The sequence below is a fragment of the Glycomyces mayteni genome (assembly GCF_042428885.1).
Classification (GTDB): domain Bacteria; phylum Actinomycetota; class Actinomycetes; order Mycobacteriales; family Micromonosporaceae; genus Glycomyces; species Glycomyces mayteni.
In genome coordinates, this window is the sequence record NZ_JBHMBP010000001.1 from 494,517 (window position 1) to 521,302 (window position 26,786).

The following is a 26,786-nucleotide window of genomic DNA, read 5'->3' on the forward strand; positions in this document are numbered from 1 at the left end:
TACGGACGTACCGCACCGCAGCTCCCGCAATGACCGATTCGCCGCTCGAAGGCGACCTGCTCGCCGCCGGGGAGGACCTCCTCCTGCGGTTTGAGACGGTGTTCGAGTCGGACTTCAGCCAGGTGGCGACGGGCCGCACCGCGGCCTGGATCCACGGGTTCGACGTGCTCCCGCCGGGCGCCGACCAGCGCGAGTGGCCGGTCGAGTCCTCGGCCGATCCGGTGCTGGCGGAGATCACGGTGGTCGACGGCCTCCCGGTGACCACGCTCGCGCGGACCCTGGTGGACTGCGCGGCCGACCTGCCGCGGCTCGAAGCGGTGGCCGCCGCCGACCAGTTCCTGCGGGCGGGTATCGAGGTGCACCGCCTGGCGGGCGCGCTCGAACCGCTGCACGGGGAGCGGCTGCGCCGTGCGAACGCGACGCTCCTGGCCGCGGACCCGCGCGCCGAGTCGCCCATGGAGTCGTGGACCCGCTGCCTCATCGCCGACGCGGGCCTCCCGGCGCCGGTCCCGCAACTGCGGGTCCGCGGCCCGAACGGCCGGTCGCGCTTCCTCGACCTGGGCTGGGACCGGTGGCGGATCGGGGTCGAGTACGACGGCATGGCGACCCACTTCGGCCTCGCCGCCGAGACCGGCGACCGGCGCCGCCACCACCTCCTCCAGAACCTCGGCTGGGAGGTCGAGGTCCTCACCGCCACCGACGTCATGGAGCACCCCCGCCCGTGGCTGATCCGACTCCGCGACCTCCTCCTGCGCAAGGGCTGGGACCCCAGCGCCAACGACCTCCACGACATCAACGCCCGCATCGAGGAGGTGTCCCTGGCCCTCAGGTGAGCCGATGACGACACGAGGCCGGGCGGCGCCGGCGCCACAGGGGTGGGCGGGGATCGGGGGGCGGGGTGGGTGGGGGGGAGGGGGGAGGCCCCCCGGGGGGCGGGAGGCGAAAACGGGGGCGGGGCCGCGGGCGGCGGCGGGCTAGGATCGGTGCGAGCATTGTTCAATTCAGGCGGGGAGCGCACGTGGCCGACGGGACCTTCGGCGGGTTCGCGCGCCCGGCGGAGCCGACGCCGCAGGAGATCACCGAGTGGGCGCTCGACCCGTACTCCACCGCCCCCGAGGGGCGGCAGTGGGACCTCACCCTCGCCACCGACGAGCTCGCCGACACCTGGCTGGAGCTCGCGGGCGACCCGACCTGCCCGAAGCGCTCGTTCGCGCTCCACGTGCTCTACATCTACGCGGGCGACGCGGTCCGCACGAAGTTCCGGGTCCACCCCCGCAAACGCGTCGACCGGCTCCTGGAGAAGGCATCCGAGTCGCGGGACCAGTATGTTGGACTATGGGCAGCCAACACCCGAGCGCTGATCCGCCAACCGGACCTGTTCGACTACCACGAATGGTGCAACGGCGGGCTGGTGCGACGGCCGCGGCGGCTCGACCCCGGCCCGAAGAGAAGATGAGAAGCCATGGCACCGCCTGAGAAGAGCGCCCTCCGATGAACCGGCCCGACCCCAACCTGCGCATGTCGAACGCCGACCGCGAAGCCGTCATCGCCCGCCTCCACGCGGCCACCGAAGAGGGCCGCCTCGACCTCCACGAGTTCGCCGAGCGGTCCGGCAAGGCGTACGAGGCCCGCACGTTCGCCGAGGTGGAGCACCTCCTCGCCGACCTCCCCGAGACCGCCGGGGGCCTCGCCGTCCCCGCCTCGCCGCGCCCCGCCCCCGGCGCGCCCGCCGAGCTGCGCCTCACCCCGAAGGCCTCGTCCTTGGAGCGCAAGGGCGACTGGGTCGTCCCGGCTCGGCTCGTCGTCGACGCGAAGGCGTCGTCGGTGAAGCTCGACTGCCGCCACGCGGTGATCCGCACCGGCGAGGTCGAGATCGACGTCAACCTCATCGCGTCCTCGCTCGAAGTGGTCCTCCCCAGGGGCGCCTACGCGACGGACGACAATACGGACGTCATGGCGAGCTCGGTGAGCAATCACGCCCCCTACAAGGGAGGTTCGGGTATTCGCTTCACGTTCTCGGGGAAGGCGAAGGCCAGTTCCGTGACCTTCCGCTACGAGCGCCGATTCCTCTGGTGGCGTTGGTAGGCCGCTCCCGGCGGGATATGGAATTCAGTGAATACAAGGACGCCGCAACGTCCTTTGTAACGGCCCCATAACAGTCATGCCTGATCCCGGCATTCCCCTCATACGAGGGTTTACACCGAACCTTCCTCGCAATAGGCTCGTTTCCGTGCGCCGCGGCCACGGCAAGTGACCTTGCGGTGGAGGACCAGTCACCCTCCGCGGTGCGCGCCCCCCTTGAGAGGAGCTCATCGCATGGGATCTCCGTCCCCCAGTAAGACAAGGCGCGTCGCCAGACGCGCCAGAGCAGGAACCAGGGCGGCCGTCGCGGCCGCCGCGGTCCCCGTGGTGGTCGCCGCGCTCACCACCGCGGCCGCGGGCCCGGCCGCGGCCGAGTCCGCGCTGCCCGAGGTCTTCCCGCAGTACTTCAAGGAGGCCGCGGCCCCGATCGTCTACGAGGACGGCTACTACGTCGTCCAACTGGCCGACGACCCCATCGCCACCTACGAGGGCGGCGTCTCCGGCCTCGACGCGACGGCCCCCGCCGACGGCGGCACGATCGACTTCGCGGCCGACGCCGTCGAGGAGTACGCGGGCTTCCTCGCCGAGGAGCGCGCCGACGTCATCGCCGAGTACGACGTGGACGCCCTCACCCAGTACGACACGGTCCTCAACGGCTTCGGCGCCCACCTCACCGCAGCCGAGGCCGAGGAGCTCGCCGCGAGCGACGACGTCCTCGCGGTCATCCCCGACGTGATCTACCAGCCGACCGGCGCCATCGACGCGACCGGCTTCCTCGACGTCTCCGGCAAGGACGGCGCCTGGGAGGAGCAGTTCGGCTCCGCGAAGCACGCGGGCGAGGGCGTCATCGTCGGCGTCCTCGACACCGGCATCTGGCCCGAGAACCCCGCCCTGGCGCCGCTCTCCGAGCCCCGCCCCGACCAGGCGACCATCGACGCCAAGTGGAACGGCGAGTGCGAGACCGGCGAGGACGAGGACCCCGCCGGGAACATCGAGTGCAACAACAAGCTCATCGGCGCCCGCTGGTTCGACGCGCGCGGCGTCTCCGCCGCGAGCTACGCGTCGCCGCGCGACTCCGACGGCCACGGCACCCACACCGCGACCACGGCCGCCGGCAACTACAAGACCAAGGTCAAGATCGACGGCGAGAACCTCGGGACGTTCTCCGGCATCGCGCCGGCCGCCCGCCTCGCCGCCTACAAGGTCTGCTGGGGCGGCTGCTCCGGCCTGGACCTGGTCGCGGGCATCGAGGCCGCCGTCGCCGACGGCGTCGACGTCATCAACTTCTCGATCGGCTCGACCGGCACCCCCGAGTTCGTCGACTCGGTGTCGATCGCGTTCTTCAACGCCGCCGCGGCGGGCGTGTTCGTGGCGGCCAGCGCCGGCAACGACGGCCCGACGTCCACGGTGGACCACCAGGAGCCGTGGGTGACCACGGTGGCGGCGTCCTCGCACGACAAGACGTTCCGCACGGAGCTGGAGTACGGCCGCACCGAGGTCGAGGCCGCGGGCATGGTCGGCGAGGCCGAGTGGCGGGTGCGCCTGGCGGAGGACGTGGCGCTGGACGGGGCCGATCCGGCCGCGGCGGCGACGTGCGACGCGGGCACGCTGGACGCGGAGCTGGTCGCGGGCAAGGCGGTCGTGTGCGTGCGCGGGAACCTGTTCTCGGACAACGCGGACTACATCGCGTCGCTGGGCGGGAAGGCGCTCATCGTGGTGGACCAGTACGAGCGGGGTCCGGCGAGTGTCGTGACGTCGCAGGCGGTCCCGGTGCTGCACCTGTCGTACGAGGACGGGCAGGACTTCTCCGAGTGGGTGGGCTCGCGCTCGAACCCGAAGGTGGAGGTCGAGGGCTCTGAGCTGGAGGACAAGAACGCGCCGGTGATGGCGGACTTCTCGTCGAACGGTCCGGCGCTGGCGGCGGGTCAGAACCTGCTGAAGCCGGACATCACGGCTCCGGGTATGGAGGTCGTCGCGGGTGTGACGCCTGACAACCACGCGGGCAATGATTTCGGGACGAACCAGGGCACGTCGATGGCGAGTCCGCACATCGCGGGTCTGGCGGCGCTGCTGGCGTCGGAGAACCCGGGCTGGTCGCCGATGGCGATCAAGTCGGCGATCATGACGACGGCGTACCAGACCGACCAGGCGGGGGACCCGATCCAGCGGGCCGGTGAGGACGCGACGCCGTTCGACTTCGGTGCGGGCCATGCCGACGGTGCGGCGATGTTCGATCCGGGCCTGGTGTACGAGTCGTCGCCGGTGGAGTGGATCCAGTACATCTGCGGCACGCCGGAGGCGTACAAGATCCAGTCGAACTGCGATGCGCTGGGTTCGATGGACCCGTCGCAGTTGAACTACCCGTCGATCACGGTCGCGGAGTTGACCGGGGTCTACGAGGTGTCGCGCACGGTGACGAACGCGTCGGACAAGAAGTCGACGTACAAGGCGGAGATCACGGCGCCCGCGGGCTTCGAGGTCGAGGTCGACAAGTCGCGGATCACGCTGCGGCCGGGCGAGTCGGCGACGTACACGTTGACGATCACGCGCACTGACGCGTCGTTCGGCGACTGGGCGTTCGGCGACATCACGTGGACGGAGACGAAGGGCAACCGGACGGTCCACGAGGTGCGTTCGCCGATCACGGTGAAGCCGTCGCAGTTGGCGGCGGCGGACGAGCTGTCGCTGTCGGGCGCTTCGGGTTCGCAGGACCTGTCGGGCCTGTCGGGCTTCGACGGGACGCTGGGCGCGTCGGTGTCGGGGCTGGTGGCGTCGGAGGTGTCGACGTCGACGCTGACGGACCCGGACGCGTCGTCGTTCCCGACGGACGCTCCCGCGGTGAATTCGCATGTGGCGTCGTTCGAGTTCGCGACGCCCGCGGATGCGGCGCTGGTGCGGTTCGCGACGTTCGAGTCGGAGCATCCGACGGGGACGGACCTGGACGTGTTCGTGTACTTGAAGGAGGGCGACGAGTTGACGCTGGTCGGCTACTCGGCTTCGGGCGGCTCGAACGAGACGGTGACGCTGCCGGGCGGCTACACGTTCGTGGTGTTCGTGGACGAGTGGGCGGGTCCGTCGCCGCTTGAGGCGCGCCTGCATTCGTGGGTGGTGCCGGGCGGCGACGAGGGGAACCTCGCGGTGTCGCCGGGCGAGCAGGCCGTGGAGACGGGCGGGGCGTACGCGCTGTCGCTGTCGTGGTCGGGTCTGGACGCGGGTTCGCGCTACCTCGGGACGCTGAACTATGCGGCGGACGGGGAGGCGATCGACGCGACGGTCGTGGGGATCACGACTTGAGTGCGTTGAGCGCCTGAGTATCTGAGATGAAGCGGCGCCCCGGGGGCTCCTTTCCGTGCTGGTGCAAGGCGGTTCGGCTAGGCGTAGGGGTCTTCTTCGGCGTCGCGGATGATGCCCCAGATCTCCTCGTCTTCTTCGAGCCAGTCCTTGTGCTCGCCTTCGGCTTCCTGGTCGCCGCCCATGCCGCGGCCTCCCATGCCGCCGCCGGCGCCCATCATGCCGCCCATGCCGCCGCCGGTGCCGCCGAGGCCCGCGGCGGTGTTGCCGAGGGCGCCGGCGCCGGTCGCGGAGGCCGCGCCGACGGGGAACGATCCGCCGCTGCCGAGGGTGGCGCCGTCGAGGCCGCCGCCGCCGGAGGCGAGGCCGCCGCTGATGCCGCCGCCGCCTCCGCCGCCGGGGGGTTCGAGGCCGTCGCCCCCGGCGGGCGTGCCGCTCTCCAGGCCGCCGCTGCCGCCGTCGAGGCCCCCGTAGGAGTCCGAGAGCATGTCGGAGGAGTCGCGGAACGTGGAGGGGCTGGACGGGTACGCCTCGGGCTGGAAGGTGGAGGCCGACTCCTCGGCGTTCTCCCAGCGGTTGACGACGTCCTCGTTCGCGATCTGGGAGCGCGAGTTGTAGTCGTCGATCCCGGCGTTGACGTCGGCGGTGATGTTCTGGTTGGCGTCGGCCTGCGCCCAGGAGCGCGCCTGCTCCTCGGTGATGGGCGGTTCGTCGTTCTTGTGCTTGCGCATGTAGTAGTCGGTCTGGTTCTCGACGTAGTCGTTCACTTCGGACACGTAGTCCTTCTCGAACCCGCCGAGTTCCAACAGCGCGCCGATGAGGCCGCCGTCGTTGTCGCATCCGGCGGTGACGTCGCACCATCCGGAGCGGAACGGCGGGCGCACGTGGACGAGCGGGTCGGTGAACATGGACTCCATGTCGGAGATCCAGTACAGCGGCGCGGGGTAGGGGAGCTCCCCGGAGTCGCCGCCCTGGAGGCCGAAGAACTCGTCGGCCTTCTGCTCCAGGAGTCCGACGGCGCCGGTGGTGGCGTCGCCGATGTCGTCGCACACGGAGGCGCAGTTGGCGAGGACGATCTCGACCTGTTCGGCGAACGCGTCGAAGTCGGTGCCCTTCCACGTCTCCGAGAGCGAGCGCAGCGCCGATTTGAGGGTCGGCGCGATCCCGTTGGTCGGGTCGGTGTCGAAGTCGTTCTTGAACGTCTGCCAGTGCTCGCTGACGATGCGCAGCGCGTACTTGTCGGGGTCGTCGGGGCGGACCTCGGCGACGAGGTTGCGGATGGCCTCCTGGCTCGGCGCGGGGGTGCCCTTGGTCTCGACGGTGAGCATCTGGACCTGTCCGGCGATGGGGATGGCGGAGACGAGTTTGATCCAGGCCGCTTCGGCCTCGTTGACGCCGTTCTGGCAGTTGGCGTAGCCGCACGGCTGGCCGGAGAGGAACAGCGCGTCGGCGTCGCGGCGCTGGTACTCGACGACGGTGGAGTCGTCGGGCGCGTTGTTCTCGTATTCTTCGCGGCGTCCGCGCGGGTGGCCGTCGCGGTCGCGGCTGGCGCGGTCGTCGTCGTCGCTGTCGCGGTCGTCGTCGCGGTCGTCCTCGTCGCGCCCGTCGGTCTCCTCGTCGGTGCGGTCTTCTTCGGTGCGGTCCTCGTCGTCGCGGCCGGTGTCGCCGCTGGTCTGGGTCTCAGGCATGTCGGTCAGTCCTTGCTTCGCGACAGGTGGGCGGCCGACGACGCGTCGGTCTCGGCGGCGCGCTCGGCGACGCCGTCGACCGTGGCGATGATGCCGGCCAGATCGGATCGGAGGTCCTGGAGGTTGGACCAGGTCTGGCGGTGGAAGTCGCGGTACATCTCACGGGCGGTCTGGCCGGAGTCGAGGAGGCCGAAGCCGGGCTCCACGCCGAGTTCATTGCCGTGCCGCAGCCGTTCGATCAGTGTTTCGAGGAAATCCAAGCGGCCCTGCGCGGCCTCGCGGAACTCGGCGAGGGCGTCGGGGTCGACGGAGCGATCGGACACGGGGTCACACTCCAAGGGGGGCGAGGGTTTGAGTCCAAAGCGACCTCAATTCTATCCACCGAGTGCCACCCCACGGGTACTCTCTGTTGCCGGAATTGTCCGGTTAGGACGCTTCTCGGACGTTCTTTTATTCGGTTAATATTCCTGTTTGGCACGACTCCGGGAGACCGTTCACCCGATCGAGCGGAAATGCTCACGGCCGCATCAGGTTCGAGCACAACTCCTGGACCGGTGGGAACTCCTGCCCCACTGTCAACTGTGGAAACTAAAAGAAACGGCGGCCCCGCTGTGCGGAACCGCCTCTCCCGTCGCTGACGTGGACGGGGAACGAATGGAAGGCGACCGTTACGCGTCGACCCGCTCGGGGAGCGGCTCCGACTCGCGGAGGTTCTCCGGCGGCGGCGCCACGAACTTGTAGCCGACCTGGCGCACCGTCCCGATCATCGACTCGTACTCCGAGCCGAGCTTCGCGCGCAGCCGCCGCACGTGGACGTCCACGGTGCGGGTGCCGCCGAAGTAGTCGTAGCCCCACACCTCCCGCAGGAGCTGCTCGCGGGTGAACACGCGCCCGGGGTGCTGGGCGAGGAACCGCAGCAGCTCGAACTCCTTGTACGTCAGGTCGAGCGGGGCGCCCTTGAGCTTCGCGGCGTACGTGTCCGGGTCGACCGTGAGGTCCCCGGCGCGGATGACCGCGGGCCCGGCGGCCGTGGCCGCGTTGGGCTTCCCGGTGGTCAGGCGCAGGCGCGCCTCGACCTCCGCGGGGCCGGCCGAGGCGAGGAGGAAGTCGTCCACGCCCCAGTCGGCCTGGAGCGCGGCCAGTCCCGCCTCGGTGACGATCGCCAGGAGCGGGACGGTCAGGCCGGTGGCCTGGAGGACGCGGCAGGTGGCGCGGGCGTCGGCGAGGTCGGACCGGGCGTCGACCATGACCGCGTCCGGGCTCGGGCCGCTCAGCAGCGCCCGCACGTCCCGGCCCGCGTACCGCGCGCGGTGCGGCAGCAGCTCCAGGGACGGCAGGATCGATTCAGGGGACTCCGGCACGGGGTTGGAAGTGAGGATCAGGATTTCCAAGGCAGTCCTCCGCTGGTAGGTGAGCACACGCGAATATCGCTCTTCCCGGCTTCGGCGACGGGTGGGCTTACATGCGGTAGGTGGAGTCCTGTCCGAGTGTAAACGGTCACCCGCCGAATGACCAGCGTCACCACCGCGTCACTTCACTATGCGGGACGCGCCCCGGCGAGGCGGCGGCAAACCGCCGTTCACCCCGCCGACACGCGCCGCACACGGACCGGGCCGCCCCGTCACCCGCGGGGATGGCGTCCCCGACACCGGGACGGACCGCCCATCGAAGGTGAACGGTGCACAAGGGCGTTGCCGTAGGCTGTGTCCGTGTCGTACAGCCGACCCGACGAGACCTGGGGCCACGAACCCCCCGAGGCGGCCCGGCCCGCCGAGGGCCCCGCCTGGGGCGAGACGTACCCCGAGGAGCCGCCCGCGGCCGCGCCCGGCCGCAAGGCCGCGCCGTCCCGGAAGGCGCAGGCCCGCAAAGCCTCCTCCCGCCGCCCCTCCCCCCGCCGCGCCCCGGGCGCCGACACCGGCGCCTACCGGGCCGCCGGGGCCGACGGCCGCGAGGACCACACCCTGCCCCCGCCCACCCCGCACCTGCTCCACCGCCTCCCCGCGATCGCCGTCGTCATCGTCGTCGCCGCCGGGCTCGTCCTCGGCGCGCAGATGGAGCGGCCCGTCTACGCCGCCGGGATCGCGGTCCTCCAGATCGCCGCCGTCGTCCTCCTGACGTGGGTCCGGCGCATCGAGGGCGCCTGGATCACGATCGCGGTCGCGTCCCTCCTCGCCGTCGCCGCCGACTGGGTCGCCGTCACGTGGACGCCCGTGTCGCTCCTGCCGGTCACCGTGCTCCTCGCGCTCGCGTTCGGCGCGGCCGTCGCCGGGCAGCTCGCGCGCCGCACCCACGAGGGCTTCACCGAGAGCCTCGGGTTCACGATGCTCCTGTGCGTCGCCGTGTGCGGGTACGCCTGCTACATCGCCCTGTCCCGCCTGGGATCGGCGCCGCCCGCGATGTACTCCGCGGTCGTCGCCGCCGGGACCGCGGTCCTCGCCGCCCGCGCCGTCGACCTCGTCATGCCCGACCCGCGCATCAACCGCCAGGTCACCCGCGGCGCCTTCGGGATCGTCATCGGCACCATGTGCGGCACCGCGTCCGCCGCCTACGCCGGGCTCGTCATCGAGGGCCCCGACCCCGAGCACGCCGCGATCGGCGGGCTCCTCGTCGCGCTCATCGCGGTCCTGTCGGACCTCGCGTGCGGCTACATGTCGGCGTCGCGGCGCATCGACGGCGCCGGGACCGCCCCGAACCCCGTGGTCAGCGCCGCGGGCCCGCTCCTGGCGTTCGCCGTCACGGGCCCCGTGGTGTACCTCCTCAGCGCCTACTACATGATCGACTGACGCACACCCCTCGCGCCGCACGCACCCCGCGACTCCCTGGAGCCCCCTGGTGAAGATCCTCCGCCGCCTCCTCATCACCCTCGTCATCGCCGCCGCGCTCCTCGCCCTCGGCGACCGGGTCGCGAACGCGGTCGCCGAGCGGCGCATCGCGACCGAGGTCGCGGCCACCGCCGCCGACCACGGCGCCTACTCCGAGCGGCGCCCCGACGTGACCATCCACGGCTGGCCCTTCGCCACCCAGGCGTGGACCGGCGACTTCGAGCGCATCGACATCACCCTCAAGGACGTCGGCGCGAACGGCCTGGTCTTCCCCGAACTCGCCATGACCGCCCGCGACGTCACCGCCGACTGGCGCGAGCTCAGCGACGGCGGCGACGCCGTCGCCGGGACCCTCGACGTCGAGGGCACCATCTCCATCGACTCCATCGAGGCGCTCCTGGCCGAGCAGACCGGCTGGGACCTGGAGATCGACCGCGACGGCAACGCGACCCTCACCACCACCGAGGAGCTCGGCGGCGTCAGCGTCGACCTCCAGGCCACCGGCAGCATCGAGGTCGGCGACGACGCCATCAGCTTCACGCCCGACGCCGTCGAGTCCCTCACACAGGGCCTCCCCCAGGCCGTCCAGCCCCTCGTCGACCAGTTCGCGTCCCAGCTCACCTCCACCGTCCAGCTCCCCGAACTGCCCTACGGGATCACCCTCGCCGAGATCTCCTTCGAAGGCGACGCCGTCGCCATCGCCGCCTCCGCCGAGGACGTCGTCCTCACCTGACCGGTGACCGCCCCCTCGCGTTCGGTTCCATTCGGGGTCCGCATCGCGAGAACGGCGGTGGATTCGGCCCGGGAAGTCTGCTAGCGTTCTGCCCATGCGCAAGCCGATGCTCACGAAGCGGCGCGCGATCGACTACTGCATGATCGCGGCCACGCTCTGTCGAATGCCTTAGGCGACTCGCCCGGCCCCGGAGGCCGAAGGCAGTCGCCGCATTGCGGCCCAGCGTGCGTGACATCCAAGAGCAAGGCTTGCATCCCCAGGTTCCCTGAACGCGCTTTTCCGCGCGGCCGGAACCGGTCTCGATCCCAGGACTGACGATCCCCTGGATCACCCTGCTCGCCGTCTCCAGCGGCTTCTCCGCACCGCCCGCCGGGCCACTCGCGAACTCGGAACAGCCGGATACCGAAACCAAGCCTTTCTACGTTCAGGAGAGAACAGCCATGGCCCGTGAAGACGTGCTGGTGACCGCCGATTGGGCGGAAGCGAACCTCGACACCCCCGGAGTGGTGTTCGTCGAAGTCGACGAGGACACCTCCGCCTACGACAGCGGCCACATCAAGGGCGCGGTCAAGATCGACTGGAAGGACGACCTCCAGGACGCCGTCCGCCGCGACTTCGTCAACCAGGAGCAGTTCTCGCAGCTCCTCTCCGAGCGCGGGATCGCCAACGACGACACCGTCGTCCTCTACGGCGGCAACAACAACTGGTTCGCGGCCTACGCGTACTGGTACTTCAAGCTCTACGGCCACGAGTCCGTGAAGCTCCTCGACGGCGGCCGCAAGAAGTGGGAGCTCGACGCCCGCGAGGTCGTCACCGAGGTGCCGGGGCGCGAGGCCACCGAGTACGTCGCCAAGCCCCTCGACTGGGACCTGCGCGCCAAGCGCGACGAGGTCGAGGCCGCCATCGGCGTCAAGAACCTCATCGACGTCCGCTCCCCCGACGAGTACGCCGGCCGCCTCCTGGCCCCGGCCCACCTCCCGCAGGAGCAGTCCCAGCGCGCCGGCCACATCCCCACCGCGCTCAGCGTCCCGTGGTCCAAGGCCGCGAACGAGGACGGCACCTTCAAGTCCGAGGCCGAGCTCCGCGAGCTCTACGTCGGCGAGGCCGGCCTCGACGAGTCGAAGTCGACCATCGCCTATTGCCGCATCGGCGAGCGCTCCAGCCACACCTGGTTCGCGCTCCGCGAGCTCCTCGGCTACACCGACGTCAAGAACTACGACGGCTCCTGGACCGAGTACGGCTCCCTCGTCGGCGTCCCGATCGCGCTGGGCGACGAGCCCGGCACCAAGTAGCACCGGCGACGGTACGGAAAGGAACCTCCATGTCTGACAGCTGCGCTGCACCCGACCAGGACCTGGCCCTGCCGGCGTCCGTGGACCTCGAAAAGGAGACCGTGCTCAGCGGCACGGTCGTCAACGACGAGGGCGAACTGGTCCAGGGCGCCTACGTGCGCCTCCTCGACGGCACCGGCGAGTTCACCGCCGAGGTCGTCACCGGCGAGGGCGGCCAGTTCCGCTTCTTCGCCGCCCCCGGCAAGTGGACGCTCCGCGCGCTCTCGCGCTACGGCGACGCCACCGGCGAGATCGAGGCCGCCCGCGGCGTCAACGAGACCAAGCTCGCCGTCAGCCGCTAGAACCGACCGGGGCGATTCAGCTCGTATCCCAGTCAGGAAGGGCCCGGACACACTCGTGTCCGGGCCCTTTTCATGCGCCGCAGTGACAGCGGCGGACCCTACTGCTTCTGGAGGTCCCGGTAGCGGGCCGTCTTCGTCTCCGGGTCGTAGAACCCCGCCGGGGTGCGGAGGATGACGTTGACGCGGTTCCACGCGTTGATCTGCGCGCACATCGCCACCAGGGCGGCGATCTGCTCGTCGTCGTAGTGCTCGCGCACCGCCGCCCACGTCCCGTCGCTCACGCCGTGCGGGTTGTCGGCGATGCGCGCCGACTCCTCCGCGAGCGCCAGCGCGGCCCGCTCGGCGGCGGTGAACACGGGCGCCTCGCGCCAGACGGCGACGAGGTTGAAGTCCTCGGCGCTCTCCCCGGCGTGGACGGCGTCCTTGAAGTGCATGTCGGTGCAGTACCCGCAGCCGTTGATCTGGCTGGCGCGCAGCTTCATCAGCTCCATGGTGCGGAAGGGGACGGCGGTGGCGGTGTGGAACAGCATCTCGTTGGCGAGCATGTTCTTGTAGTAGGACTTGGCGAACTGGGTGTCGGTGAAGGCGAGTCGGGCTTCCATGGCGGTTCCTCTCTGCGCGGCCTAGCGGGGCCGGTGGACTTCGTGGATTCCGGTGAGCTTGTCGGGGTTGCGGACCATGTCGACGGCGACGATGCGGCCGTCGGCGATGCCGAGGAGGGTGATGCCGCCGACCTCGCCGCCGGTGACGGTGAGGAGCGCGGGGCCGCCGTTGACGGTGGTGACCTGGTGGTGGAAGTCGTCGTAGCGGGCGGTGACGCCGGTGAGGAAGCGGGCGACCTTCTCGGCGCCGCGGACGGGTTTGCGGGCGGCGCGGACGACGCCGCCGCCGTCGGAGGTGAGGACGGCGTCGGGGTCGAGAAGGGCGGTGAGGCCGTCGATGTCGCCGGAGGTGACGGCGCGGGAGAACGCCTCGACGACGTGCCGGTGCTCGTCGGGGTCGACGTCGAAGCGGGGTTTGCGGGCCTCGACGTGGTCGCGGGCGCGGCTGGCGAGTTTGCGGCAGGCGGGAGCGCTGCGGCCGAGGGCGGCGGCGACCTCGTCGAAGGTGAGGCCGAAGACGTCGTGGAGGACGAACGCGGCGCGTTCGGCGGGGCTGAGGGTTTCGAGGACGACGAGCATGGCCCAGGAGAGGGAGTCGGCGAGGCTGACGCTGTCGGCGGGGTCGGGGGCGGTCGCGACGGGTTCGGGCAGCCAGGGGCCCACGTAGGCCTCGCGGCGGACGCGTGCGGAGCGCAGGACGTCGAGGGCGAGGCGGGAGGTGGTGGTGACGAGCCAGCCGGTGAGGTCGTCGATGGCGGCGGTGTCGGTGCGCTGCAGCCGCATCCAGGCGTCCTGGACGACGTCCTCGGCTTCGCTGACGGAGCCGAGGAGTCCGTACGCGACGCCGACGAGGCGGGGGCGCAGCTCTTGGAACAGCGCGGTCTCGCCGCGTGCGGCCTCGGATTCCGGTCGGTTCATGCGGGGAGGACGGGGCATGGTTCAAGAGTGTGACACCGGATCGCTGATTGTGACGGTTGTCTCGCTGATCGGGTAGGGCAGACTGTGTCCCGTGTTCTCGAACGTCTCGGCGCGCTGGCGCCGCCGCCTGCGCGCCGCGGTCGCGGTGTGGGCGCTGCTGCTGCTCGCGGCCGCGTTCGCGGGGACGCGGGCGACGGTCCGCGAGCAGGTGGACGCCGCCGAGGCGCGCGCGGTCATGGACGCGGCGCTGGGGGAGGCGGCCGCGGCGGTGACGGGCGCGGCGGTCCTCGCGGCGGGCCCGCTGGGCGTGGAGGAGTGCGACGTGACGCCGGTGCGGCCGGGCCTGTCGCTGTCGCGGACGCTCCAGGTGTCGGGGGCGACGGTCGCGCAGGTGGAGGCGCTGGCGGAGCGGTTCGGCCTGGAGCGGTCCTCGAACACGGCGGCGGCCGTGTGGTCGGGGGAGGCCGAGGGCTACATCGGCCTGCGGGTGACCGCGGAGGTCCCCGATCCTCCGGGGGGCCGCTGGTCGGACCCGGTGCAGGTCCAGGCGGTCACGGGCTGCCGTCCCCTGGACGGCGGCGGCGTGGCGTCGTTCGCGCCGGACCCGCCCGCGAGCGCGACGCCCGAGTGGTCGTGGGGCGCGGTGCCCTGCCCGGGCGGCGAGGAGCTGTCGTCGTGGACGGAGGCGGTCGAGGCCGAGCCGCTGAGGGTCCACGAGACCACGGGCGGCTGCACCTGACGCGCGGCTCGGCGGCGGGCTACTTGTCGATGTCGCCGACGACGAAGAACATGGACCCGAGGATGGCGATCATGTCGGGGATGAGGCACCCGGTCATGAGGGTGGCGAGGGCCTGCACGTTCGCGTAGGACGCGGTGCGGAGCTTGAGCCGGTAGGGGGTCTTCTCGCCGCGGCTGACGAGGTAGTAGCCGTTGGCGCCCAGGGGGTTCTCGGTCCACACGTAGGTCTCGCCGGCGGGGGGCCTGAAGATCTTCGGGAGCTTCGTGTTGACGGGGCCCCGGGTGGTGACGGCGCGGCCGAGGCAGAAGCGGGCGAGTTCGATGGAGGCGCCGACCTGGTCCATGAGGCAGATGAACCGGGCGTAGCAGTCGCCTTCGGTGCGGGTCACGACGGGCACGTCGAGTTCGCCGTACCCGAGGTAGGGCTCGTCGCGGCGCAGGTCGAAGTCGAGGCCGGAGGCGCGGGCGACGGGCCCGGTGACGCCGAACGCGGCGGCGGTGGCGGCGTCGAGGACGCCGACGCCCTTGGTGCGGGCGGCGAAGATCTCGTTGTGCCGCAGGAGCTTGTCGAGGCGGGCCATGCCGGTCTCGACGTCGTCGACGGCGCGGCGGGCGCGGTCCTCCCAGCCGTCGGGCACGTCCTGCTTGAGGCCGCCGACGCAGTTGTACATGTAGTGGACGCGGCCGCCGCTGGCCTCCTCCATGACCGCCTGGATGCGCTCGCGTTCGGTGAACGCGTAGAACATCGGGGTGATCGCGCCGATCTCCAGCGGGTAGGACCCGAGGAACATGAGGTGGTTGAGGATGCGGTTCATCTCGGCGAGCGCCATGCGCAGCCACACGGCCCGCTCGGGGACCTCGATCCCGGCGAGGCGCTCGGCGGCGAGGGCCACTCCGAGTTCGGAGGAGAACGCCGACAGCCAGTCGTGCCGGTTGGCCAGCAGCATGATCTGCCGGAAGTCGCGCACCTCGTAGAGCTTCTCGGCGCCGCGGTGCATGTAGCCGACGATCGGCTCGCATTCGGTGACGCGCTCGCCGTCGACCCGCAGCTTGAGCCGGAGCACCCCGTGCGTGGAGGGGTGCTGCGGGCCGATGTTGAGCACCATGTCGGTCGTCTCGGTGGCGGCGCCCACGCCGACGATCAGCTCTTCGCTCACCCCCTCATCGTTCCAGTTTCCTCCCGGTTCGGGAAGAGGAGCCATGGCAAAGCTCGCGTGCCATAGGTTGGCATGGCACCGTGTTGCCGGGCCCTGGCATCCTAGACGGAGCATCCGACATTGGAGGTGTGGCCGAATGGACCGCGATCAGATGCGCGCCTCGGAGAGCGACCGGCAGGTCGTCATGGAGCGCCTGCGTCAGGCGGTGGAGGAGGGCCGCCTGGACGTGCCGGAGTACCAGGACCGGGTGGACGCGGCGATGCGCGCCCGCGTCTACTCCGAGCTGGACGTCCTCATCTCCGACCTGCGGCAGCTCCCCCCGCCCGGGTTCGCGGAGGCGTCGATGGAGCCGACCCGCGAGATGCGCCCCGAGTCCCTGTCGAAGGCGAACCAGCAGCTTCGCGACGGCGCCGAGGAGCGCTCGAACAAGTGGAAGATCGCGGGCGTGGCCGTGGCGATCGCCGCGGTCGCCTGCCTGGTCATCTTCATCCTCTCCCCGCAGCTGTTCCTGTACATCGCGATCGGCGTCCTGGTCGTCCTGGTCCTCTTCGTGGTCGCGGCCTTCTCCGGCATGTTCTGACCCCGACCTGTAGGACACGCACGCGAAAAGGGGCGGCCGGTCGAAACGGCCGCCCCTTCGCTCGATGTCCGCTAGAGCGGTTCGACGTCGCAGTTGGCGAGGGTGCCCTGGCGCAGGACGTCAAGGGCCCGTTGGGAGACGACGAGGCTGCCGTTGCGGGAGGCCCCGAAGTCGTCGCTCTCGGCGGTGCCGGTGAGCTGGAGCCACTGCCACTTGGGCAGGTCGACGGGGCCGCCCGCGAGCTCCTCGGCGTCCTCGCCGAGGATCACCTCGGCGTCGGCGAGGCGGTAGCCGGACAGGCCCGCCGCGCCGATGAGGCCGGCCAGGTGCTCCGTGACGACGAAGCAGGGGGTCGACTCCAGGATCTCGTCGCCGAGCCAGTCCTGGATCACGTACTGGAGCCTGGTCACGACGGGCGGGTGCACGTCGGTGTCCATGACCGTGTCCTCGCCGAGTTCCCCGGCGACCTCGGGCTCCAGAAGGTAGTAGCTCATTGGCGCATCCTAACTTAGGGGACGGACGGATTGAAGTTCGTGCCGAGCTTGAGGTCGACCTTCGTCGCGTGGTCGAGGATCTGCTGGCGGGTGGCGTTCGGGTAGTCCTTGTAGAACTGGTTCCATTCCTTGCGGATCTGGCTGAGGTGGACGCGACTGTTCACCTGGCCCTTGGGGATGCCGCGGAGGTTTTCGAGCGAGTGCAGCTCCGCGGCGGAGAAGCGGCCCTTGTACCTGCGCAGGACCTGCTGCTCGACGGCGTGGTGGACGACCACTTTGCCTTTGAGCTTCGGGTGCTTCTTGAAGAACGTGCCCTTGTAGTCGTTGCTGAGCGAGCGGCCGACCTTCGCGCGCCATTTGGAGCGGGTCGACTTCTGCGCGGTGCTCTTGACCGTTTTCTTGACCCAGCTGCCGCCGCCTTTCCCCGTGCGGAAGAAATGCGTGTTGCTGATGAGTCCGGAGATGATCTTGGCGCCTTTGGCGGTGGTCTTCCGCGCGGCGCGGGTGCGTGTCCTAACCATTGAGCACCGACTCGATGGCCATGTCCAGCAGCATGTCGATGAGCTTGGAGGTGATCATCTTGAAGATGGGGATCTCCAGCAGCGACGCCCCGAACGTCACCACGGCGGTGGCGATGGCCTGCGCGATCTGGATCGCGAGCGTCACGAGCTGGACGATCATCTGCATCTTGAGGGCGAGCACGACGCCCGCGGCGATCATGAGGCCGATGCTGATGATGTTGGAGGGCTCGCCGATGTCCGCGATGTTGCGGACGGCTGACTCGCCGTCCTCCCATTCGGACTTGAACGCGGCGATGTCCTCGCTGATGTTGTTGTCGGTGACGGTCTTCGCGGCGGCTTCGAGCTTGTCGATCGCGCCGCCGATCTGATCGGCGAGATCGGTCCAGGTGTCGCCGAGGTTGAAGAGCTTCTCCTCGTCTGGCTCGGGCCAGTCGTAGCCGAGCATGCTGAGGAGGCTTCTCAGCTCGGAGGGCAGTTGCAAACCCACTGAGGGCTCCTTAGAGAGGGGACACTGCGCAGTGCCCGTGGTACGGAGCGTTATGAAGGAGTTGATGCGGGCCGGTGCCGGCGGCCGTTGGGGGAGAAGGAGAGTGAGAGGGTGGAAGTCGGGGGGTCGGGGATCGGGCGGGGCCCTGGGGTCAGTCCCTGCCCAGCGCCGCGAGGAGCTCCTTGAAGAGCCGTTCGACCTCGGCGTCGTTGTCCTCGTGGGCGTCGGCCATCTCGCGGAGGTTCTTGGCGTAGTCGCCGAGGTCCTCGATGTTGGTCGAGATGCACTCGGTGATGGCCTCCATGCAGACCTGGTGGGCCAGGTCGAGCAGGCTGCCGATCATGTCCCCGCCGAACGAGTCCGCCAGTCCCTCCACTGAGGATTTGAACTGGTCGAAGAGTCCCTGCACGGTCTCGGTCGCGGCGTCGAGCTGCTGCGCGCCTTCGCGGATCGATTCGAGGTCGAGCTTGACGACCATGTCAGCTCCCTCCCTGGAGTTTCTGCATGACCGCGCTGATCTGCGCGGTCATGTCGCGCATCTGGCGCACGCCCTGCTCCTGGATCTGGGCGACGGCCGTGCCGATCGCCTCCAGGTCCGGGGTCGGGACGTCGGCCGTGAGCGCCTCCGTGCGGGCGTCGAGTGCGGCGTTGACGACCTTGGCGATCTCCACTTCGAGGAACTCGGTGCCCTCCTTGAGGACCCGCTCCTCCAGGAAGCGGAACCTCTCGACGCGGCCGTTCGCGCCGAGGGTCACTTGGATGCGCCCGTCCGCCGCCTCGGCGGTGACGGGCTGGACCGGCTGGCCCTGCTGCTGTCTGACTTCGTCGAGCGCCGAGCGGGCTTCCGCCAGCTGCTGGGCGATCGCGTCCTCACCGAACATGCCGCCTCCGGGGGTCTTAGTGGACTCGGTGTGGCCTTCAGCATAGACCGGGCCCGCCACAAACGGGTCCCCTGAAAGTGCCGCCCCACCAGGGGATTCGACAAGCTTGTTTACAGAGTGTCAGGAGTTCGCTTCGCCCGCTTTGGGACCGGTTCCGGCGCGCTTCAGGCCGTGCCGCCCCGGAGCGCGGCGGTCTTGGCGGGGTCGGGGAGGTAGTCGAAGTGGTCGTCGCGCACGCACCGCAGCCACCCGTCGCGCACGTGGAGGCGCGCGACCTGGACGGCGGAGCGGCGCCCGCCGCCGGGGTGCGTGAAGTAGTAGAGGTACGCCTCGTCGGGGCCCTGCGTCAGCGCCATCGCGTGGTGCCCGAGCGCCTCGTCGAACGCGCGGCGGCCTGGCCCGGCGAGCAGCGGGACCGGCTGGCGGTGCCAGTGCTCCAGGTCGGTGGAGCGGTGCACGAGCAGGCCCGACCAGCCGTCGGTGACCATCCAGTAGACGCCGCCGAGCGCGAACACCGTGGGCCCCTCCTGGCTCTGGCCCGTGACGGCGGGACCGGCAGGGGCCCAGGCGAAGAGGTCGTCGGAGTCGGCGGTGTAGACGTGGCTCCCGCGCCGCTCGTCCTTGAACCACATGCGCCACCGCCCGTCGGGGAGGCGGTGGACCGTCGCGTCGATGACGCGCTCGGAGTCGAGGTCGAGCGTGGACTCGTACGCCCAGGCGGCGAGGTCGCCGGAGGTGTAGTGGCGGATCTCGGCGGGGCCGGACCAGTCCTCGCGGACGCCTTCGAGATAGGTGACGTACATGTGCCAGCGCCCGTCGTGGCGCAGGACCTCGGGGGCCCACCAGGTGTCGCGGTCGCCGCCGCCGGGACCGGCGGCGGTCCCCGCGTAGGTCCACTCGCGCCCGTCGGGGCTCGTGGCGTGCCCGATGTCGGTGCCGTGGACCCAGGCGACGCCGCTGTCGTTGCCGATCGCGTCGGACTGGTTGGCGCGGCGCTGGGTGTAGAACAGGTGCCAGAGCCCGCCCGCGGGGTCGTGGACGACGGTGGGGTCGGTGGGCCCGTCGAAGACCGGGTCGGTGAACAGCGGCGCGGGGGCGCGGAGGTCGTCGGGGTTCGAGGCAGGACCGGTCGTCATGGTTCCTCCGGGGGTGTCGGCGGCCGCTCGGCCGGACCTGGCTGACTGCTTGAAACATAGCGAAAGAAAGCGTTTGCCGCAACCCGATTCCCACTGCCCCGGAACCACCTCTGTGCGCAAAATGCGCCCGAAAGAGTGATCCGGTACCGTTGTTCGCATGGACCTCAACGCGGACCTGGGGGAAGGTTTCGGCCGCTGGGAGCTCACCGACGACGCCGCACTGCTGCGGATCGTCACGAGCGCGAATGTCGCATGCGGTTTCCACGCCGGGGACCCGGCCACGCTCCGGCGGGTGTGCGAGCTGGCCGCCGCGGCCGGGGTGCGGATCGGGGCGCAGGTGTCCTACCGCGACCTCGCCGGGTTCGGCCGCCGCGAGATGGACGTCCCGCCCGCCGAGCTGGCCGCCGAGGTCGCCTACCAGATCGGGGCGCTGCGGGTCTTCGCCGAGGCCGCCGGGTCGCGCGTCGCCTACGTCAAACCCCATGGGGCCCTGTACCACCGGGCCGGACGCGACCCGGTCCAGGCCGCGGCCGTCGCCGAGGGCGCGCGCCTCGCGGGGGTGGGCCTGGTGCTGACGCAGCGGGGAAGCGAGCTCGACCGCGCCGCGACCGCGGCGGGCCTGCGGGTCGCGGGCGAGGCGTTCGCCGACCGCGGCTACCGCAGCGACGGCCGCCTGGTCCCGCGCGGCGAGCCGGGGGCGCTCCTCGCGCCCCGCGACGCCGTCGCGCAAGCGCTCGGCCTCGCCGCGGACGGCGAGGTCACCGCGGCCGACGGCACCCGCACTACCGTTGCCGCCGAATCGATCTGCGTGCACGGCGACGGGCCCGACGCGGTCGCGGTCGCCGCCGCGATCAGGGCCGCACTGGACGAACGAGGCATCGACGTGGAGGCATTCTCGTGAGCACACCGCCCGCCGCCCACCGGCTCAGGCCCCTCCCGGCCGGACCGAGGGGCATCCTGATCGACTGCGGCACCACAGCCGCCGCCCGCGCCTGCTACCGGTCGCTCCAGAGCCGCCGCATGTCGGGCCTCCTGGAGGCCGAGGACCTCGTCCCGGGGGCGACCACCGTCCTCGTCGACGGCGTCGACGAGCCCGAGCTCCTCGCCGCCGAGCTGCCGGGCTGGCCGCTCGGCGACGAGCCCGAGGCCGCGGGCGAGGCCGTGGAGATCCCCGTCTGCTACGACGGCCCCGACCTCGAAGCCGTTGCGGCCCTGTGGGGCGTGCGGGCCGACGAGGTCGCCGACATCCACTCGGGGATCGAGTACGAGGCGGCGTTCTGCGGCTTCTCCCCCGGCTTCGCGTACCTCGAAGGGCTCCCCGAGCGCTACCGCGTGCCGCGCCGCGAGAGTCCGCGCACGCGGGTCCCGGCGGGCTCGCTCGGCATCGCCGGGCCCTACACGGGCGTGTACCCGCGCACCAGCCCCGGCGGCTGGCAGCTCATCGCGACGATGACGAACCCGGGCCGGTTGTGGAACGAGCACCGCGAACCGGCGGCGCTCCTGGTCCCCGGCACGCGCGTGCGATTCGCGGCGGTGCGGGTATGAGCCACATCGAGATCCTGCGCGCGGGCGTCCTCACCACCTGCCAGGACGCGGGCAGGCCCGGCTGGGGCCACCTCGCGGTCCCGCCCTCCGGCGCCGCCGACCGTCCTTCCTGGAGGCTCGCGAACCAGCTGGCGGGCAACCCGACCGGGGCGTGCGCCCTGGAGACGACCCTGAACGGCGCCACCGTGAGGGCCCACCGCGCCGTCACCGTCGTGGTCGGCGGCGCGCCCTGCGCGGTCACGGTCGACGGCCGCCCCGAGGCGTGGGGCCAGCCCGTGAAGCTGCGGGCCGGGTCGGTCCTCGACGCCGGGCCCGCCGAGGTCGGCGTCCGCTCCTACCTCGCGTTCTCCGGTGGGCTGCACCCGAAGTCGAGCCTCGGATCGCACTCCACGTGCCTGCTCTCGGGCCTGGGCCCCGCCCCGCTGAAGGACGGCGACACGATCCCCCTCGGCCCGGCCCCGGCCCACCCGCCGCTGCCGACCCAGTGGCCCGCGCCGTGGGCGGGCATCGGCGACGAGTTCGTCATGAAGCTCCACTTGGGACCACGCCTGGAGTGGTTCCGCCCCGAGGCGGTCGCGGAGCTGACCCGCGGCGTCTGGACGGTCTCGGAGCACTCCAACCGCATCGGCCTGCGCCTGGAGGGCCCGGCCCTCAAGCGCGCCGACGCGTCCCTGGAGCTCCCGAGCGAGGGCATCGCCGCGGGCGCGCTCCAGGTCCCCCCGAACGGCCAGCCGATCCTCTTCGGCGCCGACCACCCCACGACCGGCGGCTACCCGGTCATCGGCGTCGTCGGCCCCGAAGCCCAGGCCGCGGCCGCCCAGGCCCGGCCGGGCTCGCGCATCCGCTTCGTCCCGATCCCCATGCCCCACTGGAGCAAGCGCGCCTGAGTCCGACTCGCATCGCCTCCCCCGATCGGGCGGATTCCGCGCCCCGCGGACCCGCCGGGGCCGTTTTCTGTCGGACCCTCCGGCAATGATCGGCCCCAGACTCGCTTTCCCCTCTGGGTGGGTGGGGGCTAGGGACGGCTTATACAGCCTTCAGCTTTTCATGCGCGCCGGCGATCTCGCCCTGCGCGGCCGTTCGGCGCAGGAGGAGGGTGCCCCGGTCGTGCGGGAGGTGCTCGGGGGCGAGGTCGGGGTAGGCGTCGGTCCAGCGGGCGGCGATGGCGCGCTCGTCGGGGCGGTCGGCGTCGTCGAGGACGACGAGGGCGTCCTTCGCGAGGCGCTCGGCGAGGACCGGGAGCGCCGGGTAGCGGGCCTGGGGGCCGGTCGGGCCGGGCGGCCCGTCGACCAGGAGGATGTCGATCTCGCCGCGGGGCAACAGGTCCGGGTCGTACCAGCGCCAGCGCTCGCCGCCGAGGTCGACGTCCGTCAGGGGCGCGTCGACGACCTTGCCCCAGCCGCCGAGGTTGCGCGCGTCGAGTTCGGCGCGGGTCCGCGCGGCGTAGTGCGGGTCGTGTTCGAGGGCGGTGACCTGCCCGGCGCCGAGGGAGCGGGCGACGAGGGCGAGCACGACGGTGCTGGTGCCGGAACCGCATTCGAGGACGCGGGCGCCGCCGCGGGCGGCGACCTCTTCGGCGAGGTACCGGGTCAGCTCGGGTCCGGCGGCCCAGTCGCGCATGCGCGGCAGCGGACCGGCGGGCCCGGTGAGGCGGTAGAGCGCCATGAGGTCCTCGAACTGGGCGTACGTGGTGCGCGCGCTCGTCTTGAGGGCCTTGCGGTTCGCCCGCGTCTCGGTTTCGAGGGCGTCGAGGCGCCGTTCGATGCCCGCTTGGGTCTCGCGGACGCCTTCGACGGCGTCGCCGAGGCGTTTGAGCCGTTCGGTGATCTCGACGAGCAGCATCCGGTCGGACGGTCCCATGGCACGGCCCCTTTCGCGGGCATTCGGCGCATTGGCCCCACCCTAATGAAGTTCTGTGTCCTGCGCCAGCGGCTCCCTCCTCCCGGGTCGGCGGTTCGCGGCCTCAGTCGCCGAGTGCGCGGCTGAAGTCGGCGATGAGGTCGTCGGCGGCCTCGATGCCGGTGGAGAAGCGGACGAGGTCGTCGTGGATGCCTTCGGCGGCGCGCTCTTCGGGGCTCATTCCGGCGTGGCTGGTGACGGCGGGCCGGGTGATGAGGGATTCGACGCCGCCGAGGCTGGGGGCGACGTAGGGGAGGCGGAGCGCTTTGAGGAGCGCTTCGGCGGCGGGGACGCCGCCTGCGGGGCGGAAGGAGAACACGGACCCGTAGCCGTCGAAGAGGGCGCTGGCGCGGGCGTGGTCGGGGTGGGTGTCGAGGCCGGGGTGGTTGACCTGTGCGATGGCGTTGTGGCCCTCCAGGAACCGGGCGAGCGCGAGGGCATTGGCGCCCTGCTGGCGGACGCGGAGGGCGAGGGTCTTGAGGCCGCGGGCGAGGAGGAATCCGGCGTGGGGGTCGAGGCTGCCGCCGTAGAGGTTGAGGACGTGGCGGACGGCGCCGACGTGCTCGGCGCTGCCGGTGACGACGCCCGCGACGAGGTCGGAGTGGCCGTTGAGGGCCTTGGTCGCGGAGTGGCAGACGAGGTCGAATCCGATGCTGTGGGGCCGGAAGACGACGGGCGTGGCGAAGGTGTTGTCGATGATGCTGGTGAGGCGGTGCTCGCGGCTGAACGCGGCGATGCCTTCGAGGTCGGCGACGCGGGCGAGCGGGTTGCTGATGGTCTCGACGAGGAATGCCTTGGTGCGGGGCCGGAGGGCCTCGGTCCAGGCGTCGCGGTCCTCGGGGTCGACGAAGTCCACGGTCCAGCCGAGGCGCGGGGCCTGCTCGGTGAGGAAGTGGTGGGTGCCGCCGTAGAAGGCGCCCGCGGCGATGAGGTGGTCTCCGGCGCCGAGGGTGGCGAGGAGGGTGGTGGTGATGGCGGCCATGCCGGAGGCGGTGGCGAGGGCGGTCTCGGCGCCTTCGAGGGCGGCGAGCTTGCGGTGGAGGTACTCCTGGGAGGGGTTGGTGTTGAGGCGGATGTACTGGAGTTCGTCGTAGGCCTGGCCGGGGACGGTCTCGAAGACGGTGCCCTGGTAGATGGGGTGGACGACCGATCCGCCGTGGGCGGGCCGGGGTTCGGCGGCGTGGACGGCGAGGGTGTCGATGGCGGCTGCTGCGTCGTGTTCGCTCATGCCGCAACGGTATGGCGGGCGGGGTCGGGCCGCATCTGTCTTTCGACCGGAATCGGGGCCCGGAATCCCTGACTTTCGTCGGGGGTGGTTCCGGACGTTCGTCTAGCGGCGTTCCTGGTCGAGGCTGGCAAGGTAGGCGTTGTACACCTCGTGGGGGTCGTCCTCCGGATGGCCGCTGGCGGCGGCGCGGTCGGCCATCCGGTCGAGCCGGCGCCCTTCCCGCTCCTCGGAGCGGGCCCACTGTCCGATGAGGACCACGATGATGATGAGGCTGGGGATCTCCCCGAAGCCCCAGGCGATCCCGCCTCCGGCGCGCTGGTCGGCGAGGAGGTCGGTGACCCAGGGGACGGCGATCTGGGTGTACCAGCCGTCGGCGATGAGCGTCGTCCCCATCATCAGGGTCACGCCGAAGATGGCGTGGAAGACGATCGACACGAAGTAGAGGAGGACCTTGGCGGGGTAGGAGAGCGGCCGGGGCTTGGGGTCGGGGCCGATGACGACCCAGAAGAAGAGGCTCCCGGCGGCGAGGAAGTGCGCGGTCATGAACAGGTGCCCGAAGTGGGACCGCATGGCCCACTCGAACATCCCGGTGAAGTACATGAGGTACAGGCTCGTCAGGTAGACGAGGAGGGCGATGAGCGGGCGGGAGACGAAGCTCGACCAGCGGCTGTGGAGCGCCGCGAGGAGCCATTCGCGCGGGCCCCCGGCGCGGTCCGGTTTGAGGGCGCGCAGCGCGAGGGTCACGGGCGCGGCGAGCACGAGCAGGATCGGCGCGAGCATGTTGAGCGCCATGTGCTGCACCATGTGCGCGCTGAACAGGACCATGCCGTACTTGCCGAGGCCGGTGGAGGTGGTGAGCACAATTACCGCCCAGCCGCCGACCCACAGGGCGGTGCGGTACCAGGCCCACGTGTCGCCGCGGCGGCGCAGGCGCACGACCCCGGCGATGTAGAACCCGGTCGCGGCGAGCGCGGCGGCGCAGAACAGGACCGACGGGTACCAGTCGGTGAGGATGCGCGCGAGCGTGAGCGGCTCGGGCGTGGGGAAGCCGAGGAGGGCCGTGTTCGGGTCGGGGAGCTCCTCGGCCGGGGGCGGGGTGACCGACAGGGAGGAGGCGAGGCCGAACGCGATCGCCATGAGCGCCAGCTCGACGGCGGCGAGCCGGTGGAACGCGCGGCGGCTGCCCGCTTCGACGGCGGGGAGGGTCCTGCGCCGGTGGGCCCAGCCGAGGACGCCGCCGACGGCGAGGACCGCGAGCTTCGCGAGCGCGATGCGCCCGTACGCGGACTCCCACAGGTCGGTGAACGCGACGTTCGCGACGAACACGATGAGCCCGGAGGCGGCGACCGCCGGGTACGCGAAGGCCGCGGCGAAGGAGTACCGGCGGGCGGCGACCGCGGGGTCCTTGCGGGCGATGAACAGCGCGAACAGGCCCCCGGCCCAGAACGCGGCGGCGACGATGTGGATGAGCAGCCCGTCCACGGCGATCTGGTGGTTGCCGTTGGACGCGGAGTGCCCGGTGAACACCGGCGGCACGGCGGCGGCGAGCGCCAGGGCCGCGGCGAGGGCCGCGCCGGGGATCGTGAACGCGCGCGCCGCGGCGACGGCGGCCGCGCCCGCGAGGAGCACGGTCAGCCCGAGGGCCCGCCCCTGCTCGTACTGCGCGATGTAGGACCACAGACCCGGGAGGGTGACTTCCGAGAGGGGCCGCGCGAACGTGTTCGCGAAGTCCACGGGGAGGCTGACGAGCGCGACGGCCGCCCACAGCCCGGAGGCGGCGGCGCCCACGCGCAGCCACCGCCACGGCTGCGCGGCGAGCCTGCTCCGCGCGTCGGCGCGGCCGGGCAGGAAGCACGCGGCGGCGACGGTGCAGCCGACGGCGGCGAGCATCGCCAGGTCGTACGCGTATTTGAGGAGCCCGGCGGCCCACGTGACGGCGGGGTCGGCGGCCGAGAGCCCGGGGATCTCCTCGACGTCCACGGCCCCGCCGAGGTCGAGGGCGATCACCGCGGCGAGCAGCCCGGCCAGGGCCGCCGCGGCGACCGCGAGGGCCCGCAGCCCCCGGCGCCGCGACGCGCGCAGCCCGCTTCGGGGACCGCCGCCGCCAACAGGTATGGTGTCGGCGGTGTTTTGGCTGGTCTCGGTCGATGCGGTCACGTAGCCCAGCATGGCTGATTGTTCCAGCTCACGCCCCACCGGGTGGGGTCAGATATCTCCGGCGACTCCCCCGGCCAACCCTGCGGGCGGCGACCCGCCATGTCGGGGTCATAAGGCACGATCACGGGGCGCCGTCCAAGTAGCCTTGCCAGTCGCAGCGACGGGGGCGGAGCCGTATTTTCTATGGTGGATCG

The 26,786-nt window shown here is 71.4% G+C and carries 28 protein-coding genes; 13 read left to right on the forward strand and 15 right to left on the reverse strand.

Annotation, left to right across the window (positions count from 1 at the left end):
• The first annotated feature begins 29 nt into the window (after positions 1 to 29).
• From ACFFXY_RS02355 to ACFFXY_RS02370, 4 genes are all read left to right on the forward strand, one after another.
• Positions 30 to 833 carry a putative endonuclease domain-containing protein gene (locus ACFFXY_RS02355; RefSeq protein WP_382345500.1) on the forward strand — a complete coding sequence of 268 codons (804 nt, stop codon included), beginning with the start codon at positions 30 to 32 and terminating at the stop codon, positions 831 to 833.
• A 185-nt stretch (positions 834 to 1,018) separates the two neighbouring features.
• Positions 1,019 to 1,456 (forward strand): hypothetical protein, encoded by a 438-nt coding sequence (locus ACFFXY_RS02360; RefSeq protein ID WP_359946150.1) that lies wholly within the window; start codon positions 1,019 to 1,021, stop codon positions 1,454 to 1,456.
• A gap of 35 nt (positions 1,457 to 1,491) precedes the next feature.
• Positions 1,492 to 2,085 carry a DUF1707 SHOCT-like domain-containing protein gene (locus ACFFXY_RS02365; protein WP_382345502.1) on the forward strand — a complete coding sequence of 198 codons (594 nt, stop codon included), beginning with the start codon at positions 1,492 to 1,494 and terminating at the stop codon, positions 2,083 to 2,085.
• A 231-nt stretch (positions 2,086 to 2,316) separates the two neighbouring features.
• Complete coding sequence (locus ACFFXY_RS02370; protein WP_382345504.1) at positions 2,317 to 5,376, forward strand: S8 family serine peptidase; 3,060 nt, start codon at positions 2,317 to 2,319, stop codon at positions 5,374 to 5,376.
• A gap of 77 nt (positions 5,377 to 5,453) precedes the next feature.
• Here the strand turns inward: ACFFXY_RS02370 and ACFFXY_RS02375 are convergent, their stop codons facing one another.
• The 3 genes from ACFFXY_RS02375 to ACFFXY_RS02385 form a co-directional block, all read right to left on the reverse strand.
• Positions 5,454 to 7,061 (reverse strand): hypothetical protein, encoded by a 1,608-nt coding sequence (locus ACFFXY_RS02375; protein ID WP_382345506.1) that lies wholly within the window; start codon positions 7,059 to 7,061, stop codon positions 5,454 to 5,456.
• Positions 7,062 to 7,066: 5 nt separating this feature from the next.
• A complete protein-coding gene (locus ACFFXY_RS02380; RefSeq protein WP_359946165.1) occupies positions 7,067 to 7,384 on the reverse strand; it encodes a hypothetical protein in 318 nt (105 codons plus the stop codon).
• A 345-nt stretch (positions 7,385 to 7,729) separates the two neighbouring features.
• Positions 7,730 to 8,452 (reverse strand): winged helix-turn-helix transcriptional regulator, encoded by a 723-nt coding sequence (locus ACFFXY_RS02385; protein WP_106363003.1) that lies wholly within the window; start codon positions 8,450 to 8,452, stop codon positions 7,730 to 7,732.
• 318 nt (positions 8,453 to 8,770) lie between these two features.
• On the opposite strand from ACFFXY_RS02385, the gene ACFFXY_RS02390 reads away from it, so the two are divergent.
• The 4 genes from ACFFXY_RS02390 to ACFFXY_RS02405 all read left to right on the forward strand — a co-directional run bounded on the left by ACFFXY_RS02390 (position 8,771) and on the right by ACFFXY_RS02405 (position 12,249).
• Positions 8,771 to 9,844, forward strand: a complete 1,074-nt coding sequence (locus tag ACFFXY_RS02390; RefSeq protein ID WP_382345509.1) for a hypothetical protein — start codon at positions 8,771 to 8,773, stop codon at positions 9,842 to 9,844.
• A 49-nt stretch (positions 9,845 to 9,893) separates the two neighbouring features.
• Positions 9,894 to 10,616, forward strand: coding sequence for an LmeA family phospholipid-binding protein (locus ACFFXY_RS02395; RefSeq protein WP_382345511.1), 723 nt, complete (start codon positions 9,894 to 9,896; stop codon positions 10,614 to 10,616).
• A gap of 440 nt (positions 10,617 to 11,056) precedes the next feature.
• Positions 11,057 to 11,908, forward strand: a complete 852-nt coding sequence (locus ACFFXY_RS02400) for a sulfurtransferase (RefSeq protein WP_382345513.1) — start codon at positions 11,057 to 11,059, stop codon at positions 11,906 to 11,908.
• Positions 11,909 to 11,937: 29 nt separating this feature from the next.
• Positions 11,938 to 12,249: a DUF1416 domain-containing protein gene (locus tag ACFFXY_RS02405; protein WP_106362999.1), complete on the forward strand. Its 312-nt coding sequence runs from the start codon at positions 11,938 to 11,940 to the stop codon at positions 12,247 to 12,249.
• Between the two features lie 98 nt (positions 12,250 to 12,347).
• Here the strand turns inward: ACFFXY_RS02405 and ACFFXY_RS02410 are convergent, their stop codons facing one another.
• A complete protein-coding gene (locus ACFFXY_RS02410; protein WP_382345515.1) occupies positions 12,348 to 12,851 on the reverse strand; it encodes a carboxymuconolactone decarboxylase family protein in 504 nt (167 codons plus the stop codon).
• Between the two features lie 21 nt (positions 12,852 to 12,872).
• Positions 12,873 to 13,769: an RNA polymerase sigma factor SigJ gene (gene sigJ, locus ACFFXY_RS02415; RefSeq protein ID WP_382345517.1), complete on the reverse strand. Its 897-nt coding sequence runs from the start codon at positions 13,767 to 13,769 to the stop codon at positions 12,873 to 12,875.
• 91 nt (positions 13,770 to 13,860) lie between these two features.
• Between sigJ and ACFFXY_RS02420 the strand changes: the two genes are divergently transcribed.
• Entirely contained in the window at positions 13,861 to 14,508 is a 648-nt protein-coding gene (locus ACFFXY_RS02420; protein WP_382345519.1) for a hypothetical protein, read from the forward strand.
• 19 nt (positions 14,509 to 14,527) lie between these two features.
• On the opposite strand, the gene ACFFXY_RS02425 is transcribed toward ACFFXY_RS02420, so the two are convergent.
• Positions 14,528 to 15,709 (reverse strand): NADH-quinone oxidoreductase subunit D, encoded by a 1,182-nt coding sequence (locus tag ACFFXY_RS02425; protein WP_382345521.1) that lies wholly within the window; start codon positions 15,707 to 15,709, stop codon positions 14,528 to 14,530.
• A gap of 91 nt (positions 15,710 to 15,800) precedes the next feature.
• Between ACFFXY_RS02425 and ACFFXY_RS02430 the strand changes: the two genes are divergently transcribed.
• Positions 15,801 to 16,244 (forward strand): DUF1707 SHOCT-like domain-containing protein, encoded by a 444-nt coding sequence (locus tag ACFFXY_RS02430; RefSeq protein WP_382345523.1) that lies wholly within the window; start codon positions 15,801 to 15,803, stop codon positions 16,242 to 16,244.
• Positions 16,245 to 16,315: 71 nt separating this feature from the next.
• Here the strand turns inward: ACFFXY_RS02430 and ACFFXY_RS02435 are convergent, their stop codons facing one another.
• From ACFFXY_RS02435 to ACFFXY_RS02460, 6 genes are all read right to left on the reverse strand, one after another.
• A complete protein-coding gene (locus ACFFXY_RS02435; protein ID WP_382345525.1) occupies positions 16,316 to 16,738 on the reverse strand; it encodes a hypothetical protein in 423 nt (140 codons plus the stop codon).
• 14 nt (positions 16,739 to 16,752) lie between these two features.
• Positions 16,753 to 17,259, reverse strand: coding sequence for a hypothetical protein (locus ACFFXY_RS02440; protein WP_382345527.1), 507 nt, complete (start codon positions 17,257 to 17,259; stop codon positions 16,753 to 16,755).
• Positions 17,252 to 17,746 (reverse strand): WXG100-like domain-containing protein, encoded by a 495-nt coding sequence (locus ACFFXY_RS02445; RefSeq protein ID WP_382345529.1) that lies wholly within the window; start codon positions 17,744 to 17,746, stop codon positions 17,252 to 17,254. Before ACFFXY_RS02445 ends, ACFFXY_RS02440 begins: the two co-directional genes overlap by 8 nt.
• A 151-nt stretch (positions 17,747 to 17,897) precedes the next feature.
• Positions 17,898 to 18,224, reverse strand: coding sequence for a WXG100 family type VII secretion target (locus ACFFXY_RS02450; protein ID WP_382345531.1), 327 nt, complete (start codon positions 18,222 to 18,224; stop codon positions 17,898 to 17,900).
• Between the two features lies 1 nt (position 18,225).
• Positions 18,226 to 18,627 (reverse strand): YbaB/EbfC family nucleoid-associated protein, encoded by a 402-nt coding sequence (locus tag ACFFXY_RS02455; RefSeq protein ID WP_382345533.1) that lies wholly within the window; start codon positions 18,625 to 18,627, stop codon positions 18,226 to 18,228.
• A gap of 164 nt (positions 18,628 to 18,791) precedes the next feature.
• Entirely contained in the window at positions 18,792 to 19,763 is a 972-nt protein-coding gene (locus tag ACFFXY_RS02460; RefSeq protein ID WP_382345535.1) for a glycoside hydrolase family protein, read from the reverse strand.
• Between the two features lie 157 nt (positions 19,764 to 19,920).
• On the opposite strand from ACFFXY_RS02460, the gene ACFFXY_RS02465 reads away from it, so the two are divergent.
• Genes ACFFXY_RS02465 through ACFFXY_RS02475 form a run of 3 tightly spaced genes read left to right on the forward strand, consistent with a single transcriptional unit; the run spans position 19,921 to position 22,195 of the window.
• Entirely contained in the window at positions 19,921 to 20,664 is a 744-nt protein-coding gene (locus ACFFXY_RS02465) for a LamB/YcsF family protein (protein ID WP_382345537.1), read from the forward strand.
• Positions 20,661 to 21,308, forward strand: a complete 648-nt coding sequence (locus ACFFXY_RS02470) for a 5-oxoprolinase subunit B family protein (RefSeq protein WP_382345539.1) — start codon at positions 20,661 to 20,663, stop codon at positions 21,306 to 21,308. Before ACFFXY_RS02465 ends, ACFFXY_RS02470 begins: the two co-directional genes overlap by 4 nt.
• Positions 21,305 to 22,195 (forward strand): 5-oxoprolinase subunit C family protein, encoded by an 891-nt coding sequence (locus ACFFXY_RS02475; protein ID WP_382345541.1) that lies wholly within the window; start codon positions 21,305 to 21,307, stop codon positions 22,193 to 22,195. The genes ACFFXY_RS02470 and ACFFXY_RS02475 overlap by 4 nt, the downstream gene beginning before the upstream one ends.
• 139 nt (positions 22,196 to 22,334) lie before the next feature.
• Here ACFFXY_RS02475 and ACFFXY_RS02480 read toward each other — a convergent pair whose 3' ends face one another.
• The 3 genes from ACFFXY_RS02480 to ACFFXY_RS02490 form a co-directional block, all read right to left on the reverse strand.
• Positions 22,335 to 23,168: a class I SAM-dependent methyltransferase gene (locus ACFFXY_RS02480; RefSeq protein ID WP_382345543.1), complete on the reverse strand. Its 834-nt coding sequence runs from the start codon at positions 23,166 to 23,168 to the stop codon at positions 22,335 to 22,337.
• Between the two features lie 103 nt (positions 23,169 to 23,271).
• Positions 23,272 to 24,435 (reverse strand): trans-sulfuration enzyme family protein, encoded by a 1,164-nt coding sequence (locus ACFFXY_RS02485; RefSeq protein ID WP_382345545.1) that lies wholly within the window; start codon positions 24,433 to 24,435, stop codon positions 23,272 to 23,274.
• A gap of 102 nt (positions 24,436 to 24,537) precedes the next feature.
• Complete coding sequence (locus ACFFXY_RS02490; RefSeq protein WP_382345547.1) at positions 24,538 to 26,592, reverse strand: bifunctional copper resistance protein CopD/cytochrome c oxidase assembly protein; 2,055 nt, start codon at positions 26,590 to 26,592, stop codon at positions 24,538 to 24,540.
• Positions 26,593 to 26,786: the final 194 nt, after the last annotated feature.

Coding starts and splice junctions, on each gene's coding strand:
- ACFFXY_RS02370 (WP_382345504.1), top strand. CDS start 2,317: ATGGGATCTCCGTCCCCCAGTAAGACAAGGCGCGTCGCCAGACGCGCC.
- ACFFXY_RS02405 (WP_106362999.1), top strand. CDS start 11,938: ATGTCTGACAGCTGCGCTGCACCCGACCAGGACCTGGCCCTGCCGGCG.
- ACFFXY_RS02465 (WP_382345537.1), top strand. CDS start 19,921: ATGGACCTCAACGCGGACCTGGGGGAAGGTTTCGGCCGCTGGGAGCTC.
- ACFFXY_RS02485 (WP_382345545.1), bottom strand. CDS start 24,435: ATGAGCGAACACGACGCAGCAGCCGCCATCGACACCCTCGCCGTCCAC.
- ACFFXY_RS02450 (WP_382345531.1), bottom strand. CDS start 18,224: ATGGTCGTCAAGCTCGACCTCGAATCGATCCGCGAAGGCGCGCAGCAG.
- sigJ (WP_382345517.1), bottom strand. CDS start 13,769: ATGAACCGACCGGAATCCGAGGCCGCACGCGGCGAGACCGCGCTGTTC.
- ACFFXY_RS02410 (WP_382345515.1), bottom strand. CDS start 12,851: ATGGAAGCCCGACTCGCCTTCACCGACACCCAGTTCGCCAAGTCCTAC.
- ACFFXY_RS02480 (WP_382345543.1), bottom strand. CDS start 23,168: ATGGGACCGTCCGACCGGATGCTGCTCGTCGAGATCACCGAACGGCTC.
- ACFFXY_RS02400 (WP_382345513.1), top strand. CDS start 11,057: ATGGCCCGTGAAGACGTGCTGGTGACCGCCGATTGGGCGGAAGCGAAC.
- ACFFXY_RS02355 (WP_382345500.1), top strand. CDS start 30: ATGACCGATTCGCCGCTCGAAGGCGACCTGCTCGCCGCCGGGGAGGAC.
- ACFFXY_RS02455 (WP_382345533.1), bottom strand. CDS start 18,627: ATGTTCGGTGAGGACGCGATCGCCCAGCAGCTGGCGGAAGCCCGCTCG.
- ACFFXY_RS02430 (WP_382345523.1), top strand. CDS start 15,801: ATGGACCGCGATCAGATGCGCGCCTCGGAGAGCGACCGGCAGGTCGTC.
- ACFFXY_RS02375 (WP_382345506.1), bottom strand. CDS start 7,061: ATGCCTGAGACCCAGACCAGCGGCGACACCGGCCGCGACGACGAGGAC.
- ACFFXY_RS02475 (WP_382345541.1), top strand. CDS start 21,305: ATGAGCCACATCGAGATCCTGCGCGCGGGCGTCCTCACCACCTGCCAG.
- ACFFXY_RS02460 (WP_382345535.1), bottom strand. CDS start 19,763: ATGACGACCGGTCCTGCCTCGAACCCCGACGACCTCCGCGCCCCCGCG.
- ACFFXY_RS02440 (WP_382345527.1), bottom strand. CDS start 17,259: ATGGTTAGGACACGCACCCGCGCCGCGCGGAAGACCACCGCCAAAGGC.
- ACFFXY_RS02425 (WP_382345521.1), bottom strand. CDS start 15,709: ATGGCTCCTCTTCCCGAACCGGGAGGAAACTGGAACGATGAGGGGGTG.
- ACFFXY_RS02435 (WP_382345525.1), bottom strand. CDS start 16,738: ATGAGCTACTACCTTCTGGAGCCCGAGGTCGCCGGGGAACTCGGCGAG.
- ACFFXY_RS02365 (WP_382345502.1), top strand. CDS start 1,492: ATGAACCGGCCCGACCCCAACCTGCGCATGTCGAACGCCGACCGCGAA.